At 68.3% G+C, this 15,740-nt stretch carries 20 protein-coding genes and 1 pseudogene (1 of these 21 only partly in view); 12 read left to right on the top strand and 9 right to left on the bottom strand.

Annotation, left to right across the window (positions count from 1 at the left end; genetic code table 11):
- The 4 genes in view from NT132_RS01005 to NT132_RS00990 are tightly spaced (at most 5 nt apart) and all read right to left on the bottom strand, a layout consistent with a single transcriptional unit that may run on beyond the window.
- Positions 1 to 744, bottom strand: partial view of a polyphosphate polymerase domain-containing protein gene (locus NT132_RS01005; RefSeq protein WP_297783446.1) — the 5' portion only. Its footprint begins 153 nt before the window's first position; only the first 744 of its 897 coding nucleotides appear in the window; its start codon is at positions 742 to 744; its stop codon lies off the left edge, out of view.
- Positions 741 to 1,430, bottom strand: a complete 690-nt coding sequence (locus NT132_RS01000) for a DUF4956 domain-containing protein (RefSeq protein ID WP_297783443.1) — start codon at positions 1,428 to 1,430, stop codon at positions 741 to 743. The genes NT132_RS01005 and NT132_RS01000 overlap by 4 nt, the downstream gene beginning before the upstream one ends.
- The gene (locus NT132_RS00995) at positions 1,427 to 2,578 is read right to left on the bottom strand and encodes a bifunctional glycosyltransferase family 2/GtrA family protein (RefSeq protein ID WP_297783441.1); all 1,152 of its coding nucleotides are present in this window, start codon (positions 2,576 to 2,578) and stop codon (positions 1,427 to 1,429) included. Before NT132_RS00995 ends, NT132_RS01000 begins: the two co-directional genes overlap by 4 nt.
- Before the next feature lie 5 nt (positions 2,579 to 2,583).
- Positions 2,584 to 3,552, bottom strand: coding sequence for a phosphodiester glycosidase family protein (locus NT132_RS00990; RefSeq protein ID WP_297783439.1), 969 nt, complete (start codon positions 3,550 to 3,552; stop codon positions 2,584 to 2,586).
- Positions 3,553 to 3,871: 319 nt separating this feature from the next.
- Here NT132_RS00990 and NT132_RS00985 point away from each other — a divergent pair, with 319 nt between their 5' ends.
- Positions 3,872 to 4,606, top strand: coding sequence for a response regulator transcription factor (locus NT132_RS00985; RefSeq protein WP_297783437.1), 735 nt, complete (start codon positions 3,872 to 3,874; stop codon positions 4,604 to 4,606).
- Positions 4,603 to 6,060 carry a HAMP domain-containing sensor histidine kinase gene (locus tag NT132_RS00980; protein ID WP_297783433.1) on the top strand — a complete coding sequence of 486 codons (1,458 nt, stop codon included), beginning with the start codon at positions 4,603 to 4,605 and terminating at the stop codon, positions 6,058 to 6,060. The genes NT132_RS00985 and NT132_RS00980 overlap by 4 nt, the downstream gene beginning before the upstream one ends.
- A gap of 47 nt (positions 6,061 to 6,107) precedes the next feature.
- Here NT132_RS00980 and NT132_RS00975 read toward each other — a convergent pair whose 3' ends face one another.
- Entirely contained in the window at positions 6,108 to 6,440 is a 333-nt protein-coding gene (locus tag NT132_RS00975; RefSeq protein ID WP_297783430.1) for a hypothetical protein, read from the bottom strand.
- An 81-nt stretch (positions 6,441 to 6,521) separates the two neighbouring features.
- Between NT132_RS00975 and NT132_RS00970 the strand changes: the two genes are divergently transcribed.
- Genes NT132_RS00970 through NT132_RS00955 form a run of 4 tightly spaced genes read left to right on the top strand, consistent with a single transcriptional unit; the run spans position 6,522 to position 9,457 of the window.
- A complete protein-coding gene (locus NT132_RS00970; protein WP_297783427.1) occupies positions 6,522 to 7,460 on the top strand; it encodes an FAD:protein FMN transferase in 939 nt (312 codons plus the stop codon).
- Entirely contained in the window at positions 7,453 to 8,052 is a 600-nt protein-coding gene (locus tag NT132_RS00965; RefSeq protein WP_297783424.1) for a ferric reductase-like transmembrane domain-containing protein, read from the top strand. Before NT132_RS00970 ends, NT132_RS00965 begins: the two co-directional genes overlap by 8 nt.
- A complete protein-coding gene (locus tag NT132_RS00960) occupies positions 8,049 to 9,245 on the top strand; it encodes an NADH-ubiquinone oxidoreductase-F iron-sulfur binding region domain-containing protein (RefSeq protein WP_297783421.1) in 1,197 nt (398 codons plus the stop codon). The genes NT132_RS00965 and NT132_RS00960 overlap by 4 nt, the downstream gene beginning before the upstream one ends.
- The gene (locus NT132_RS00955; RefSeq protein WP_297783418.1) at positions 9,242 to 9,457 is read left to right on the top strand and encodes a ferredoxin; all 216 of its coding nucleotides are present in this window, start codon (positions 9,242 to 9,244) and stop codon (positions 9,455 to 9,457) included. Before NT132_RS00960 ends, NT132_RS00955 begins: the two co-directional genes overlap by 4 nt.
- A 60-nt stretch (positions 9,458 to 9,517) precedes the next feature.
- Here the strand turns inward: NT132_RS00955 and NT132_RS00950 are convergent, their stop codons facing one another.
- Positions 9,518 to 10,096 carry a hypothetical protein gene (locus NT132_RS00950; RefSeq protein WP_297783415.1) on the bottom strand — a complete coding sequence of 193 codons (579 nt, stop codon included), beginning with the start codon at positions 10,094 to 10,096 and terminating at the stop codon, positions 9,518 to 9,520.
- Between the two features lie 12 nt (positions 10,097 to 10,108).
- Here NT132_RS00950 and NT132_RS00945 point away from each other — a divergent pair, with 12 nt between their 5' ends.
- The 4 genes from NT132_RS00945 (at position 10,109) to NT132_RS00930 (ending at position 11,925) form a co-directional block, all read left to right on the top strand.
- A complete protein-coding gene (locus NT132_RS00945) occupies positions 10,109 to 10,303 on the top strand; it encodes a hypothetical protein (protein ID WP_297783412.1) in 195 nt (64 codons plus the stop codon).
- A gap of 327 nt (positions 10,304 to 10,630) precedes the next feature.
- On the top strand, positions 10,631 to 10,915 hold the full coding sequence (locus tag NT132_RS00940) for a hypothetical protein (protein WP_297783409.1): 285 nt from the start codon (positions 10,631 to 10,633) through the stop codon (positions 10,913 to 10,915).
- Between the two features lie 37 nt (positions 10,916 to 10,952).
- Positions 10,953 to 11,429, top strand: a complete 477-nt coding sequence (locus NT132_RS00935) for a helix-turn-helix domain-containing protein (protein WP_297783406.1) — start codon at positions 10,953 to 10,955, stop codon at positions 11,427 to 11,429.
- Position 11,430: 1 nt separating this feature from the next.
- The gene (locus NT132_RS00930) at positions 11,431 to 11,925 is read left to right on the top strand and encodes a PaaI family thioesterase (protein WP_297783403.1); all 495 of its coding nucleotides are present in this window, start codon (positions 11,431 to 11,433) and stop codon (positions 11,923 to 11,925) included.
- Between the two features lie 42 nt (positions 11,926 to 11,967).
- Here the strand turns inward: NT132_RS00930 and NT132_RS00925 are convergent, their stop codons facing one another.
- The gene (locus tag NT132_RS00925) at positions 11,968 to 12,726 is read right to left on the bottom strand and encodes an SDR family NAD(P)-dependent oxidoreductase (protein WP_297783400.1); all 759 of its coding nucleotides are present in this window, start codon (positions 12,724 to 12,726) and stop codon (positions 11,968 to 11,970) included.
- 125 nt (positions 12,727 to 12,851) lie between these two features.
- Here NT132_RS00925 and NT132_RS00920 point away from each other — a divergent pair, with 125 nt between their 5' ends.
- A complete protein-coding gene (locus NT132_RS00920; protein ID WP_297783397.1) occupies positions 12,852 to 13,727 on the top strand; it encodes a helix-turn-helix transcriptional regulator in 876 nt (291 codons plus the stop codon).
- Here the strand turns inward: NT132_RS00920 and NT132_RS00915 are convergent.
- The gene (locus tag NT132_RS00915; protein WP_297783394.1) at positions 13,673 to 14,860 is read right to left on the bottom strand and encodes an MFS transporter; all 1,188 of its coding nucleotides are present in this window, start codon (positions 14,858 to 14,860) and stop codon (positions 13,673 to 13,675) included. The two genes, NT132_RS00920 and NT132_RS00915, sit on opposite strands and share 55 nt — an antisense overlap.
- 139 nt (positions 14,861 to 14,999) lie before the next feature.
- Here NT132_RS00915 and NT132_RS00910 point away from each other — a divergent pair, with 139 nt between their 5' ends.
- A complete protein-coding gene (locus NT132_RS00910) occupies positions 15,000 to 15,320 on the top strand; it encodes a helix-turn-helix transcriptional regulator (RefSeq protein ID WP_297783391.1) in 321 nt (106 codons plus the stop codon).
- Here NT132_RS00910 and NT132_RS00905 read toward each other — a convergent pair.
- Positions 15,255 to 15,740, bottom strand: a pseudogene (locus NT132_RS00905) (hypothetical protein); the annotation flags it as partial. The gene NT132_RS00910 and the pseudogene NT132_RS00905 sit on opposite strands and share 66 nt — an antisense overlap.

Genomic DNA, 15,740 nt, shown 5'->3' with positions numbered 1-15,740 from the left:
GAAGGGCCCGCGCAGCAGGCGCGCCCAGCGGTTGCGGGGCAGTTCGGGGTGCAGTGCGGCGAGGCCGGTCGCGTACTTGCTGACCGTGGCGGGGCGGTGCCCGGAGCGCCACAGTAGCCGGTCAACGGCGGACGCGCTCGACCCGGATTTGGTCTCGACGATCGCCAGGCGCGGGAGCGTGAAGCCGTGGCCGTCGGCCTCGATCCACTCGAGCTCGGTGTCGACGGTCGCACGTCCGGCACCGTCGGGGGCCAGGAGCGTCGCGCGGCGGTACCGGGTCATGAGCGTCGCGTCGAGCTCGTCTGCCCGCTCGGATGCCACTCCGATCGTGGCTAGTGCATCGGCGACGTCGTCGCGGGCGTCCGGTGTGAGTTCGCCGCGTCGCCGCGGATCGTACTCGTCGCGCTCCTTGACGGTGGTGCCGCGTGCGCCGCGTGTCTTGATCTCCAGGTACGACGAGCCGGTGTCGAGGTAGCTGCGGGTGCGGAGCTTGAATCGGCGTCGCCGGGGTTGCGCGGCCATCCGGAAACTCAGCAGGTCGGGGGTGTCGAAGTACACCGACTCGTAGGCGAAGTCGCGTGCCCCGTCGATCTCCAGCACGCGCGTGCCTTCGTCAAGTCCGGCGAGCACGGCATCGAGATCCGCGCGAGGGACAACATACTTGCGGTCCACGCGCGTGAGGAGGGACGCCTCCGCCACGATCTTCTCGAGGGACACCGCGTCGAAACGGTCGAGCGTGATCATCGCCGTGCCTCCGCGAGGTTTGAGTCTGAGACCACGGCCGCGCCGGATGCGACGGTGGCGGGTGGGACGGTGCGTGTGCGCGTGGCGGCCGTGTCCGCAATCGTGGCCATGCTGCGCGACGTCCGGCGCGTCCGGGCCAAGTCGATCCGGTAGCGGACGTCTACGAGTGTGGTGTCGTTGACCAGATCGAGCTCCTGCACGGTGACGGAGGTGACCGTGCCGCCGAGACGCTGCCCGAGTTCGGTGCGAAGCACCTGCTCATCGCTGACCGCACGGTCCAGTCGCACGATCTGGTGTCGGCTGCGCGCCAACAGCGCGGGGTGATCCGCGGCCCAGAGCACGGCGAGCAAGAGCGCAATCAGGCCCACCACCGGCCAGGGGTTTGTCTGCGGCAGCCCGGACAGGAGTCCGATCGCGAGCGCCGCGAAGTAGTACGCGACTTCGCGCTGCGAGATCTCGGATGAGCGCAGTCGGATGATCGACAGCACCCCGAAAAGTCCCAGTCCGAGTCCCATCGCCACCTCCGCGGTGCCGAGCACGGCGGCGACGGCCATGACGCCCACGTTCACGCCCATGAACGCGACAACGAGATCGCGGCGGCGGTGCCGGCGGTAGTAGAGCCCGAGGCTGAGGATGATTGCGGCGGCCAGGTCGACAGCGAACAGGATCAGTGCGCTGGTGGTCATGGGTTCCTCCTGATGGTGAAGCGTTCGGATTCCATCCCAGTTGCGGCACCTTGGTGGTTGCTTGGACGGGTATCTGGGGCGGGTCTGAATTGACGGCCGCCTGCATGCTCGCGGAACACGAAGCTGCGTTGTACGCCGTAGCTGGTCACGAACAGCACCGCTTCCGTCGCGATCTTTGCGACGATCAGGGGGATGCCGAATCCGGTCAACGCCTCCAGCCAGACGACGTTGGACGCCAGCAGTGCGACCGCCAATAACGCGTACCGCAGCGCCTGACCTGGCATCCGACCCCGCCCGGCTGGTGAAGTCATCGAGCCGCGGAAGACCATGCGCCGGTTGACGGCGAAATTGACCGACGCGCTCAACACGCGGGCAGCGACGATCGACGGGACGAGGAGGCCGGTGAGCGCGTTGAGGATGAGCAGAGCCACCGTGTCGACCGCGAACGCTAGCAGCGACGAGCCGGCGAACAGCACGAGCGGCAGTGCGACGCGCGCGGAATCCACGAGGGGGCGGAAGTGACTGGACGTGTTGCCTTCGAGGTACACCGTCTCGATCGGGATCTCCCGGGTCGGCACGCCATTCCGGCGGCAGCGCAGCAGCACGTTCTGCTCGAATTCGAAGCGCTCGCCCGGCTGCTCGCGCACCCAGCCGAGAAGATCCGACGGGATGCCGCGCAGCCCCGTCTGCGTGTCAGTCAGGCTCCACCCGGCCGCGAGTCGGAACACGGCGCGCGCGAGCACGTTCCCCGCTCGACTTCGCACAGGGACGCGTCCGGTGAACGAGCGACAACCGAGCACGAGCGTCGGAGTGCCGACGGCGGCGTCCTCGCGGAGCGCGTCGGCGACGCGCAGGATGTCGTGCACGGTGTGCTGACCATCGGCGTCGGCGGTCACGACGTCGTCTCCGGCATGCATCGCCGTCACGTAGTCCAGGCCGGTCTTCAACGCGGCACCCTTGCCCCGGTTTTCGTTGTGCCGTAGCAGGCTCGCCCCGAGTGCCTCGACTCGGGTGAACGTCTCTGCGAAACCGGGTGCGCTGCCGTCATCGACCACGACGACCTCGAGATCTGAATCCGCGTCGAGAAGTCCCGCGACGACCGGCTCGAGTCGCGCGCCGGGCTCGTAGGCGGGGATCAGCACAATCATGGTCATCACCCCGCGACGTAGAGGATGTCGCTGGTGCCGCGTTCGCCACCGTTGGAGGGCTGGTTCACGACCTCGCCGTTGAAGTACATGGTCGAGGAGCCGCCGCCGTCGAGGTTGTACGCCGTGGTCGCCCCGAGGCCGGTCATGATGTCCGCGAGCTCAGTCAGGGTGACCCCGGCGCTGTACCCCTCCTGACGGCCATCGACGACAACGAACACGAGGTGGTTCTCGTCAATCACGCCGACGGCGGTCCGCGGCTGGGCCCCCTGGATCGAGTGGTTCCCGATATTGGTGTCGACCTCTTGCGTCTCGATGCCGTCCACGACGGCGCCGTCCTCGACGATGGCCGGGCCGAAGCTCAGCGTGTTCCACGCACCGGCGGCGAGCAGCTCCTCGGCGCTCGTCGCGGTCTCGTCGTACACCTCGACCGTGCCGTCCGTGTAGAACACGAGCCCCGCGCGCGCCGGCTCGTCGCGATACACCACGCCGTTGCGGATCACTATGCCGGTGTCGCGGAAGCCGTAATAGTCGCCGTTGACCGCGAAGATCGCCCCGTTGTCCGCAGCGATCTGACTTGTGAGTTCGGTGATGTTCTCACCGAACTGGTCCTTCGCGAAGGCGCTCCGCAGGGCCGTGGCATCCGACAGCACCACGTCGGCGACGTAGTACGTAACGGTATCGTCGCCCGACCCCTCGGTAACCGTGCTGACCGTGACCGACGTCTCGCCGTCGGTATAGGAGGTGTCGGTGACGGTGGCCTCCGCTGTCTCCTCCGTCGTCTCCGTCGCCTCGGTGGTGGCGCTCGACGTGTCATCCGACGTGGAGTTTTGCGCCTCGTACTCCGACACATCGGCAATCTCGACGTGCTCGACGAGGAAGCGGTCGGCAGCCCACGCGGCCGCGCCACCGCCCGTCAGGGCGACGACGAGACCGGACGCAATCAAGGTGTTCCGGGTTCGTCTCTTCATGTCCATGCGTCATGGATACGGGGCGGACCTAAATCGGCCATTGCCCAGTCCTATGAACCGGCATTGAGCCCGAGGCGACGGGCAGTTACATGAAGCGCAAAGGCGGATGGTCAGGTTAGGCACGTCTACAAGGAGCGCACGCGCACCTGAAGCCTCCTGACCTCGAACGCTGGCTTTAGCTGCTTCATAGGAACCGTGAAGGTTTCGGCCGCACGGTAGCGAGAGCAGGATCCGATCGCCACCGTCCCACACCGTCTTCGACGGACGGGGCAAGTGACCCGAGCGGACATTGGACCATCAGATACGAAACCGGGAAGCTAGAACCATGACAGTCCCAGCCCCCAGACCAGCGCCGCTTACCAGGCCCGACGGGTCGCCAATTCGCGCGCTCGTCGTAGACGACGAGGCGAACCTCAGCGAACTGCTGCGCATGGCGCTGCGCAACGAGGGCTGGGATGCGCGCACCGCCGCGAATGGGCAGGAGGCGCTCAACGCCATCCGCGAGTTCTCACCGGATCTGCTCGTCCTCGACGTGATGATGCCCGGGCTCGACGGGGTGGAGCTGCTACGCCGCGTCCGCGCGACCGGCAACGACATCCCCGTTCTCTTCCTGACCGCAAAGGACGCTGTCGAGGACCGCATCGCGGGAATCTCCGCCGGCGGCGACGACTACGTGACCAAACCGTTCAACCTCGAGGAGGTCATCCTCAGGCTCCGCGGCATGGCACGCAGACACGTTGCTGCAGTCGCCGACGAGGATCCCCGACTTCACGTCGCTGACCTCACCCTCGACGAGGACACATACGAGGTGGAACGAGGCGGGACCCCGATCAAGCTGACCGCGAAGGAGTTCGAGCTGTTGAGGTACCTCATGCAGAACCCCCGCCGAGTGCTCAGCAAGGCGCAGATCCTGGATCAGGTCTGGAGCTACGACTTCGGCGGCAACTCAAGCGTCGTCGAGATCTACATCTCCTACCTGCGAAAGAAGATCGACACGCTCGGCGAGCCGCTGATCCATACCGTGCGAGGCGTCGGCTACACCATCAAGCCCAGCTCATGAGCAGACGCCGGTGGACGCTACGGCGCAAGCTGGTGGTGGGCACCGGTACGCTCGTCGCGATCGGTTTGCTCGTCGCAGGCATCCTGACCACGGTCGCCCTGCGGTCGTTCGTTTACGAGCGACTGGACACGCAGGTGCAGGAGGAACTCCAGAGGGCAATGGGGCCCGAGAGCCCCGGGGGCGAGGATGCGCTAAATCAGCCCGGGTCTTTCAGTGATGACGGCCCTGCCGAGCGGGTCGGGTCGCTGCAGGTATTTCTGGACGAAGAGGGTTCCGTCCGCGAGTCGGCATACGTTGCTGACAACGGCGACGAGGTGACTCTCACCGACGAGCAGAAGGAGATTCTGCAGTCGACGACTCTTACCGACGGTGTGCCCGCGACCGTCGACCTCGGGTCGGAGATCGGCGTGTTCCGTGTCGTGTCGGGGACTCAGGCGGGCACCACGGTCATCGCCGGGCGCTCGGTCGAGGACGTCACTGCGACTACCACCGCCTTGGCCGTCATCCTCCTCGGGGTGTCTGGTGCGACGCTGCTCGTCATTCTCGTCGGCCTGGCCGTGGTGGTAACCCGGAGTCTTCGCCCGCTGAGCCGGGTGGCGGCCGTCGCCGACCGCGTGGCCACCCGCGAATTGGCGGACGGCGAGGTCGACATTCCGGACCGAGTAGATGTGGGAGACACGGATTCCCACACCGAAGTGGGACGTGTCGGCCGATCACTGAACACTCTCCTCGGTCACGTCGAAGCGGCCCTCACGTCGCGACAGCACAGCGAAGAGCAACTTCGTCGCTTCATCGCCGACGCCAGCCACGAACTACGCACCCCCCTCGCATCCATCCGCGGCTACGCGCAGCTCTCGCAAGCCGAGGCGGCACCGATGACGCCCACCCAGGAGCGCTCGTTCGACCGGATCTCAGCAGAATCCGCCCGCATGGCGGACCTCGTCGATGACCTACTCCTCCTCGCAAGGCTCGATGCCGGCCAGTCGCTGCGGGAGGACAGCATCGATCTCCCACTGCTCGTCATCGACGCTGTCAGCGACGCGCACGCCGCCGATCCCGCCCGGGAATGGCGACTGGACGAGGTTACCGACGAGGCCATCGCCTCAGGGGATGAGAACCGCCTCCGGCAGGTGCTGTCCAATCTCCTCCGCAACGCTCGCACGCACACCCCGCCGGGCACCGTAGTTACCACCTCGCTCTCGGTCGACGACACCCACGCGATCATCCGTGTGAACGACAACGGGACGGGCATCGACCCGAGCGTGCGCGACCGGCTGTTCGAGCGCTTCGCCCGAGGGGATCACTCTCGAAACCGCGACTCCGGGAGCACCGGGCTGGGCCTGTCTATTGCACACGCCATCGTCGCCGCTCACGGCGGCACCATCACGGTCGACAGCGAACCGGGCAACACGACCTTCACGGTGCGGGTGCCGCTTCAACAGGCACGGTCGTAACAGCTCCGACGCACGACCCACAGCGATCGCATAGGTTCTGTGAACCCCTAGCTTGCTTTCATCTTGGCCTCCTCTTTGACGTGATCAGCACCCTGGTCGTATCGGAAGGAGATCGGGATGAATGGCATCCGCAAGGCATGGCTCCGCACACGACTGGCGACAGCGATGGTGGTCGCGATGAGTGTCGGTGCGACCGGTGTGGTGTTGTCCAGCATCGCCTCAGGCATGCAAGACACGACCGCATCGACCACGAGCACGGAATCCACAACTACCGACACGAGCACCACCGAGTCGACCACCGAGGCCGAGACGACCGAGTCCACCTCCTCCGGCGACTCCACGGCGGAGGACTCGTCCGCGACAGCGACCGAATCGGACACCGAGGCGTCGAGTGAATCGGCGGAATCGGGCGCCGTGTCCGAGTCCACCTCCTCCGAGTCCGACGCGACATCGAGCGGGTCATGATGCGAGCGACAAGGGAATGGCAGCTGTGGTCCACGACCGCACGCCTCGTCGTGGACCGTGAGGACGCGCTGGAGGATGCGCTGGAGATCGCGCACCGCGAACTCGCTCGCATCGATTTCGTCGCCAGCCGTTTCCGCACCGACTCGGAGGTGAACCGGATCGCGGCGCGGCAGTCGTCGGGAGTCACTGTGAGCGGGCTGCTCGCGGTGCTCATCCGTCGGGGGCTGGAAGCGGCGCAACTGACCGGCGGTCTGGTCGATCCCACGCTCGGACGCAGCATGAACGGCATCGGCTACGACCGAGACATCCGCCTCGTACTCGACGACGACCGTCCGGTACGCGCGGTGGTTTCCTCTCGACCGGGGTGGCAGAGCGTGCAGCTGCGGGGAAGGCATCTCACGGTGCCCGGTCACCTGACACTCGACCTCGGCGCTACCGCGAAGGCCGTCGCCGCCGACCTGGTAGCCAACGAGATCGCCCGCCGTCTGGGCTGCGGGGTGCTGCTGTCGCTCGGCGGCGACATCGCCACCGCGGGCGCCGAACCGGCCGACGGGTGGCACGTCACCGTGCAGGACATCCCGGGTGAGCCCGCAGGTCGGGTGCATGTGCGGGCCGGAGCGGCGGTCGCCACCTCGAGCACCCTCCGCCGCCGGTGGCTGCGCGGAGGAGAGCAGATGCACCATATTCTCGATCCGCGCACGGGCCGCCCCGCCCCACCGGTGTGGCGCACCGTCTCGGTGGCGGCTTCGAGCTGCTTCCTCGCCAACTCGTTCGCCACCGCCGCCATCGTCCACGGTGTCACCGCACCCGAATGGCTGACCCAGCGTGCACCGGCGCGACTGGTGGACCAGCACGGCCGCGTCATTACCGTCGGCGGCTGGCCGGCCGAGGCAGCGGCAGACCACGACATGCCGATGGGGGTGCGCCATGGATGAAGCACTCTGGGCGCTCGGTCGCGGTACCGGCGTCGTCGGCCTCGCGCTGTTCAGCCTCGCTCTCGTGCTCGGCATCACCGTGCGGTCAGGCCGATCCGCGGCGGGCCTACCGAGATTCGGCGTTGCACGTCTGCACCGCGACGTCGCACTCCTTGCCACGGTCTTCATCGGCATCCATATCCTCAGCCTCTTCTTCGACAGCTACGCCCAGCTGCAGCTGGTCGACCTGACCGTGCCGTTCCTCGCGGCATATCAGCCGTTCTGGCTGGGGCTCGGCACGCTCGCGGTTGACCTCACCTTGGCGGTGGTCGTCACGGCCCTGCTGCGCCACCGCATCGGTGCGCGCGCATTCCGCGCCGTGCACTGGGCGACTTACCTGCTCTGGCCACTGTCCGTGGCGCACGGGATCGGCGCGGGTACGGACGCCGCCGAGCCGTGGTTTCTGATCGTCGTGGGCGTCTGCTGCGTCGCTGTCCTCGGCGCGGTGGCCTGGGGGGTGACCGCCAGATTCCGTCGTCCCCAGCCCGCGACCCCTGCCCGCATCAAGACGGCGGCGACCCGCCGCCTCGCATCTTCGGAGGTCTCGTCATGATCAACACCCAGCCATCGGTGCCGCGCCTACTCGCCGCGCCCTCTCCGTCGCTGCACGACCACTCCCGCACGTTCGGGCCGCGTCCGTCCCCTTCGGCCGCGGAGCTGATCGGCGAATTGGAGCGGGCCGGACTCGACGGACGCGGCGGAGCGGGTTTTCCTGCTCACCGCAAACTCCATGCCGTCGCCGCACAGCCGCGAAAGCGCGGAGCCAGGATCGTCATCGGCAACGGCAGCGAAGGGGAGCCGCTGAGCGCGAAGGACGCCGTCCTCCTCGCCTCCGCGCCCCACCTCGTGATCGACGGGCTCCTGATCTGCGCTGACGCCCTCGGCGCAACTGAAGCCCGGCTTGTGGTGGGGCCCTCGACCGCAGGCGTCGTTCGCGCTGCACTCGCGGAGCGCTCCGACGCTCACGCCATCCGCCTGCACGCCGAAAGCGGCGGATTCGTCGGCGGCGAGGCATCGGCCGTGGTCGCGGGCTTAGCCGGGCGGCGTCCGGTCCCCGCCGACCGGCCGGTGCGTCTCGCGGTCAGCGGACTGCATCGTCGGCCGACCCTGGTGCAGAACGTCGAGACACTCGCGCACATCGCCCTCATCGCCCGTTACGGCGCCGCATGGCATCGCTCGGTCGGCACCACGGACGCACCTGGAACGCGGCTCGTCAGTGTGAGCTGGGGAGACACCTCACCGCGCGTCTTTGAGGTATCTGGCGGCTCCCCCCTCCGCTCGCTGCTCGACGCGGCCGGCGCACCCGTCACATTTCCGGCTTTGGTCGGCGGCTTCCACGGCGCCTGGGTACCGGCGTCCGCCCTCGATGCGCCTCTCTCGGCCTCAGGTCTCGCACCGCATGGAGCCAGCCCCGGCGCCGGCATTCTGCATCCGCTCGCAGAAGACGCGTGCGGCATCCAGGTGACCGCACGCACGCTCGCCACACTCGCCGCGGCATCCGCGGGGCAGTGCGGGCCCTGCGCGAATGGCCTGCCCCGTATCGCGCAACTGATGCGGGAGCTGCTGGCCGGGGCGGACACGACCGCAGAACTCAGACGGATCGCTGGCCTCATCGACGGGCGGGGCGCCTGTCATCACCCCGACGGAACGGTACGGATGCTGCGGAGCGCCCTTGTCGTCTTCGCCGACGACATTGCCGCTCACGCACACGGACGTTGCCTGACCCGATCGGAGGTGAGAGCATGACCAGCCTGCATATCGACTGGACCGCCTGTCACGGCCGCGGAGCCTGCATCGAACTGCTGGACGGGGTGCTCCGGCCGGATGACTGGGGCTACCCGACAGGAACCGGCGGCTCCGACGTACCTATCCCCGCAGACCGAGTCCGCGACGCCCGCGACGCCGTGTCACTCTGCCCACGGCTCGCGCTTTCCGTTAGGCCATCGTCACGACCATGAGGGGTCGGCTGTCTCGGAGGGGGATCCGCTCCTGCCGACCAGCGGAGGGTTCCGCTGACGTCACGGGTAGAGACCTCGAATGCGGTGGGCGTCGGCGACGCGAGACACCGCGATAGCAGTTGCCGCGGCGCGCAGAGTCATCCCGCTTCGTTCGGACTGGTCGCGCACGAGCGTCCAACCCGCGAGCATGCGTTCGATGAGCCGTTCTTCGACTTGTTGGGTGGACCACCAATATGCCTGGTTCGCTTGCACCCACTCGAAGTAGCTGACGACCACACCGCCTGCGTTCGCAAGAATGTCGGGAACGACCAAGACTCCGTTCCGGCCAAGGATGGCGTCCGCGTCCGGAGTTGTCGGACCGTTTGCGCCCTCCACAATGACTTGCGCCTTGATGCGGTGCGCATTGTCCGCCGTGATCACACCTTCCGCAGCGCAGGGCAGGAGCACGTCGACGTCAAGTTCGAGAAGGTCGCCCGGCTTTATTTCGTCGGCATCCCGGAAGCCTCGGACGGTGCCCGTCGTCGCGATGTATCTTTCCAGCGCTGGGATATCCAGGCCCCCAGTTCGATGGATCGCACCGTACTGGTCGCTCACTGCCACGATCCGCGTTCCCGCTTCTTTGAGTGCCTGTCCTCCCACGGACTTGCGGATATGAACGACCCGACTGGAAGCACGGGGCGGATCAAGCCCTGCTCATCGGACGCGAACCACCGAGACGCACTCTCGAAGCTGCAGACCGCAGTCACCCGTGCACAGAAGGCGGTGGCGGCGCGCGACTCAAATCCCTCAGCCGCCTTCGGCTGGTGGGACTACGTCTTCAACGGAAAGTTCCCGGCGTACTACTAGGCGCAGGGCAGCTAGGGCGCACAGTTCGACGTGTCGGTCCCCGCCGAGGGATTGACTTTTCCGACGATCTATTCATAATCATGAAGTGTTGCGCTCACTGAACGCGACCGTGTGGATCCCGAAGGGAGACACCGGCTCGCCTGAGATGAGTCGCGATCGTCTGCGCATTGAAGCCCAGCTTCTCGCCGACGGCCGCAAGCGACAGCCCGGACAGGTAGAGCCGGCTGGCCGTAGCAACTTGCGCCTTCGTAATGGCATGACCCCTTGGGTTCACTCCATGACGATCCAGCGCTGCACGAATGGTGGTCCGATGAACCCCAAAGACTCGTGCCAACTCCTTCATCGAAGCTCCCGACCCCGGCGTGGCCCTGCACCGGCGAGGTCATCGTGGATCTGCCCGCCCGCAGGGTGGCGCCGTTCGAGCCGGAGGGCATCGTCGAGGCGGTGTCGGCGGAGCGCACGAGACTCGTCACCGGATCCTGGTCCTGGATCGCGCTCGCAGCGGCGCTCGGGCGGTTCGACGCACCGGTCACGGTCGTCGGGCCACGGGAACTCGGCGACGCCTTCGCCGAGCTGTCACGGCGGTATGCGGTCAGCGGCATGACGACCTGACTGTCGATATCAGGAGCCAGCCGATACGGTGGGCCCCATGACCGTTGTGCTGCAAGGCGCGCTCGCCCGTGAGGACCGTCCGGCGTGGGGCGATGCCTGCCCGATCGAACGCACGAGCACGCTGATCGCCCGGAAGTCGACCCTGCTGCTGCTGCGCGAAGCGCTGTACGGCACCACGAGGTTCGACGACTTCGTCCGGCGCACCGGCATGGCCGAATCGGTCACCGCCAGCCAGCTGCGTGCGCTCACCGCGGAAGGCCTACTCGTCACTCGTGCGTATCGGGAACCGGGACAGCGCCGTCGCTCGGAGTACGTGCTGACGGATGCGGGACGCGATCTGATCCCGGTGCTCCTCGCGCTCGCCGCCTGGGGAGACCGGCACCTGCCGCGCGAGCACGGGCTGCATCTGACGCACGCGGCCTGCGGGGCGGATATCGAGACGGGGATCCGGTGTGCCGCGGGGCACGCCGTCGCCGAGGACGAGATCGTCGTCGGCCTGGAACGGAGGAGCTGAGATGAGCCGAGAGCGCACGTACGCCTGGGCGGACCCACGTGAACTCGCCGAAGCGGCCCGGCGCCTGGACGGGCTGGACTTCCTCCGCCGTATCGGGTCGGGCGACCTTCCCGCGGCGCCCGCGGCAGCCACCACCGGCATCGTCCCGGTCGAGGTGGGGGACGGGTACGCGACCTTCGAGTTCGAACCCGCCGAATGGCACTACAACCCCATCGGCAGTGTTCATGGCGGCATGATTTCCACCCTCGCCGACACCGCGCTCGGCTGCGCCGTGCACACGACACTGTCGGCCGGCACGGCATACACGTCGCTCGATCTCACGGTGAAGTTCACCCGCGCCGTCACGGCCGACAGCGGACGCGTGCGGTGCGAGGCCCGGGTGCTGTCCCGCGGCCGCCGCACGGCGACGGCAGAGGCGCACATCACCGACGGGCGGGGCCGGGTCGTCGCGCACGCGGTCACCACCTGCCTCCTGATGCCTGTGGAAGCCGGGTGAGTCGGCAGCCGCGGATCCACTGAGCCGCGGCCGCCGACACGCTCAGCCGCGTCCTGGGATCATCCCGAGGGACTGCGATCGCTGCGCGACGAGGTCCGCGTACGTGCCGTTCCGCTCCGCCCACCGGTGCATCTGAACGCCGTCGACGAGGATCTCGTCCGGCGTGGGCTCCTGCGCCAGCAACCCCATCACGTCGCTCGCGAACGCATCCAGCGGCAGGGCGTGCGGGTTGACCTTCTCTTGCCCGGCGCTCGCAACGGCCGGCGGGACGAGCTCCACGACCTGGATGCCGTCGGCGGCCAGCTGCACGCGAAGGGCTTCGCTGTACGCGTGCACGGCGGCCTTCGACGCCGCGTAGCTTGGCATCGGCGGGAACGGGAGGAAGGCGATCCCGGACGTGACGGTGACGATCGTGCCGGAGCCTCGGGAGATGAGGTGAGGGGTGAAGGCGTCGATGACGCGGATGGTGCCGAGGAGGTTCGTGTCGATGGTGGCCTCGGCCGCAGCGATGTGGGCCGGGTCTCGGAGATTCTCCATGACCATGAGCCCGGACATCGTGATCACGGTGTCTAGGCCCGGGAAGCGGCGGAGGACCTCGTCGCGGGCGCGCGCCACCGAGGCGGCATCCGTCACGTCGATGTCCGCGACGGCGAGCCCCTCTGCGGTGAGGTCGGTACGGGATGCGGCGGAGCGGCCGCCGACGACGACGGCGCTGCCGGCTGCGGCGAAGCGGCGCGCGAGCTCGAGGCCGATACCGGAGGTTCCGCCGGCGATGAAGACGGTGCGGGTGGTGAGGTCCATGGGAGTCCCTTTCAGAGGTGTCGTCGTCGAGTGTGCGCGGGACGCTCGCAGCGGGGGAGTGCCCCCGTCTTCCGTGGTCCTGCGAGGGCCTCTCACCTGCGCTCGGTCGGGGTTAGCGTGCAGGTATGACGGAGCAGGAGAAGGACAACCGGCTGGGGAACTATCTGCGCGCCCGACGCGAGCTCGTGACACCGGCACAGGTGGGCCTCCCCGTCGGTGGGGATCGACGCGTCCCGGGCCTCCGGCGGGAGGAGGTCGCGCTCCTCGCCGGAATCAGTGCGGACTACTACCTGCGCCTCGAACGTGGCCGGGACGTCAACCCGTCGCTCCAGGTGCTCGAGTCCCTTGCGCGCGTACTGCGGCTTGACGACGTGGAGCGCGGCTACCTGGTGGGGCTCGTCGCGCCCCGCCCGCGTCCGCGCCGCCGCGTCCGGCCCGTGCGGGTCCCCGAGCGACTCCAGACACTCCTCGCCCAGCTGCCGTTCCCCGCGTTCATCGAGAGCCGCGCGTTCGACGTGCTGGCCGCCAACGCCCTCGCCGTCACGCTCTCCCCCCGGCTGCAGCCCGGCCACAACCGGCTGCGTTCCCTCATGCTCGACCCGGAGGAGCAGGCGTTTCATCAGGACTGGCCGACAGCGGCCGCCGGGATCATCGCGGCGTTGCGGGCCACGATCGGTGACGACACCGATGACGCGAGATTCGTGGACCTCGTGGGGGAGCTGTCGCTGGGGAGCGAACGGTTCCGCAGTCTCTGGGCGCGGCAGGACGTGCGCACCCTCGACGGAGGTACCGCGGATGTCCTGCACCCGGTGGTGGGGGAGCTACACCTTCATCGCGACAAGCTGCCGGTCGACGATGTCATCCTCGTCCTCTACTACGCGGATGCGGGTAGCGACAGTCACGAGAAGCTGCAGCTGCTCGCATCCCTCGCGGCGGCGCCCGAGCCTCACTCGACCGCCGGCATCGTCGATGCTCCGGCCGGCACCGAGCGGACGCCCTGACGAGGCCGCACCACCAGGGCGACGGCGGCGGCGACGATGACAAGCCCGCTGTAGGCGATGGTCGTCGCTCCGAGGCCGAGGAACGGCGCGACGATCCCCGCGACCACGGCGGGCGCGCCGAAGGACAGGTAGGCCGCCAGGTAGATCGCCGCATACAGCCCGGCCTGTGCCGACGGGGCGACGAGCGGGACGATGAGGCGCAGCGCCCCCGCATACGCGCCGCCGAAACCCCACCCGGTGATCGCCGCGGCGCAGAGGTAGGCGAGGAGGCTGCCCACGGACACCGCGACGAGTCCCGCGAGCGTCCCGACCACGAGGGTGACGGCGCCGCTCAGGTAGGCGGCGGGGGCGGTCACTCGGCTCATCACGACGACCGACACCGCGCCCACCGCGGTGAGCACCGCGACGGTGAGGGACTGGAGCACGTGCCCGGATTCGTGGAAGACGTCGCGGACCACGGTCGAGCCCAGCGAGATGAACAGCCCGCCGGTCATCCAGGCGGCGGCGATCGCGGGGATGGTGCGGAGAAGTGTCGAGCGGGCGGCATGGGGGACGCGCACGTTCGGCACCAGTGACCGCCAAGCGCCGTGCGCACGCGGCGAGGTCTCGGGCAGCGCCCACACCGCGGCGGCCAGGCCCACGGCGATCACGGCAGACAGACCGAAGGTGATCAGCGACGCATCCCGCGAGGCGTCGAGGGCGACACCCGCCCACAGGGCACCGACCGCAAGGCCGAGGGTGGGCGAGGCGGCGTTGATGAGGGCGCTGATGCTCGACGAGCCGGTCGGCTGCATCTCGGCGATGTACGCGCCCGTCGTCGTGAGGGCGAGCCCGACGGCGACGCCCTGGATGACACGGGCGAGAACGAGCACCGGCAGCGACGGCGCGAGCGCGAACAGCACGAGCGCGCCGGCCAGCAGCAGCAGGGCAATGGTGAGCACCGGCCGGCGTCCCACGTAGTCCGAGAGGCTTCCGGTGGTGAGGAACACCAGGAGGAGCGTCAGCGCGTGCACCGCGAACATCATCGCCACCGCCGCGGTACCCAGGTGCAGAAGGCGCTCCCATTCCGGATAGAACGGCGAGGGGAGCGTCGAGCCCGCCATGCAGACCATCACGATGGTGGTCAGAAGCACGAGGCCCAGGGTCGAACGCGGCGGTCGTGCCGACCGCGCGGACGAAGAGTCGGCCGTCATATCGCTCCTAGGTTGCATAAAGTTCGAACTAGCACGATGCTAACTCCACCTCGAGGCATAGTTCAACTAAACTCGAACCATGGCCGGACCGATCACCCTTCCGCATCCGGTGCGCGAAGATCTCACGCTGCCCGCGGTGCTCGCGGCGTTGAGTGATCCGGAGCGGCTGGCGATCGTGCGGCAGCTGGCCGAGGGGCCGCTGGAGATGGCGGCCTGCTTCCTCACCGCGCCCGACATGCCGAAGTCCACACGCTCGCACCTCATGAAGGTGCTGCGCGAGGCCGGGGTGGTGCAGAACGATCCCGCCCCGCACGGGCCCGGCCGGGTGCTTCAGCTACGCCGTCAGGATCTCGACGCGCGGTTCCCTGGTCTCCTCGACGCGGTGCTCGGCGCCGACTGACCGTCGCTGAGTTGTCTCCACGATCCCGAGGAGTGCAGACCGCAGCGGCCGGGCACGGTCAGCGAACGCGCGCTGGTGCGTCGTGTACGCCAGCTTTCCCGCATCCGTCTCGATCGGGATCGGAGAGAATCCCCAGTCGTGCAGATCGTACGGCGAGGCCTGCATATCCACGGTGCGGATGTCACGGGCGAGCTCGAAGGCGTCGAGCAGCAGCTCGCCGGGCACGAGCGGTCCGAGCTTCACCGCCCACTTGTACAGGTCCATGTTCGCGTGCAGGCACCCCGGCTGCTCCCGCGCCGGCTGATCCTCGCGGGTCAGCGGCGTGGCGTTCCGCGGGACGGCGTCGGGCGTGAAGAACCGGAACGCGTCGACGTGGGTGCAGTGCAGCTCGTGCGCTTCCACGCGCGCATCCGTGCCCGC

The organism is Microbacterium sp., from assembly GCF_026393345.1.
Lineage (GTDB): Bacteria > Actinomycetota > Actinomycetes > Actinomycetales > Microbacteriaceae > Microbacterium.
The sequence above is the reverse complement of the archived record's forward strand: the minus strand, read 5'-3'. Positions and strand labels throughout refer to the sequence as shown.

Bases quoted from the DNA above. Each gene is read 5' to 3' on its own strand.
- NT132_RS01000 (WP_297783443.1), bottom strand. From the start codon at position 1,430: ATGACCACCAGCGCACTGATCCTGTTCGCTGTCGACCTGGCCGCCGCA.
- NT132_RS00995 (WP_297783441.1), bottom strand. From the start codon at position 2,578: ATGATTGTGCTGATCCCCGCCTACGAGCCCGGCGCGCGACTCGAGCCG.
- NT132_RS00990 (WP_297783439.1), bottom strand. From the start codon at position 3,552: ATGGACATGAAGAGACGAACCCGGAACACCTTGATTGCGTCCGGTCTC.
- NT132_RS00985 (WP_297783437.1), top strand. From the start codon at position 3,872: ATGACAGTCCCAGCCCCCAGACCAGCGCCGCTTACCAGGCCCGACGGG.
- NT132_RS00980 (WP_297783433.1), top strand. From the start codon at position 4,603: ATGAGCAGACGCCGGTGGACGCTACGGCGCAAGCTGGTGGTGGGCACC.
- NT132_RS00970 (WP_297783427.1), top strand. From the start codon at position 6,522: ATGATGCGAGCGACAAGGGAATGGCAGCTGTGGTCCACGACCGCACGC.
- NT132_RS00965 (WP_297783424.1), top strand. From the start codon at position 7,453: ATGGATGAAGCACTCTGGGCGCTCGGTCGCGGTACCGGCGTCGTCGGC.
- NT132_RS00960 (WP_297783421.1), top strand. From the start codon at position 8,049: ATGATCAACACCCAGCCATCGGTGCCGCGCCTACTCGCCGCGCCCTCT.
- NT132_RS00955 (WP_297783418.1), top strand. From the start codon at position 9,242: ATGACCAGCCTGCATATCGACTGGACCGCCTGTCACGGCCGCGGAGCC.
- NT132_RS00945 (WP_297783412.1), top strand. From the start codon at position 10,109: ATGAACGACCCGACTGGAAGCACGGGGCGGATCAAGCCCTGCTCATCG.
- NT132_RS00935 (WP_297783406.1), top strand. From the start codon at position 10,953: ATGACCGTTGTGCTGCAAGGCGCGCTCGCCCGTGAGGACCGTCCGGCG.
- NT132_RS00930 (WP_297783403.1), top strand. From the start codon at position 11,431: ATGAGCCGAGAGCGCACGTACGCCTGGGCGGACCCACGTGAACTCGCC.
- NT132_RS00925 (WP_297783400.1), bottom strand. From the start codon at position 12,726: ATGGACCTCACCACCCGCACCGTCTTCATCGCCGGCGGAACCTCCGGT.
- NT132_RS00920 (WP_297783397.1), top strand. From the start codon at position 12,852: ATGACGGAGCAGGAGAAGGACAACCGGCTGGGGAACTATCTGCGCGCC.
- NT132_RS00910 (WP_297783391.1), top strand. From the start codon at position 15,000: ATGGCCGGACCGATCACCCTTCCGCATCCGGTGCGCGAAGATCTCACG.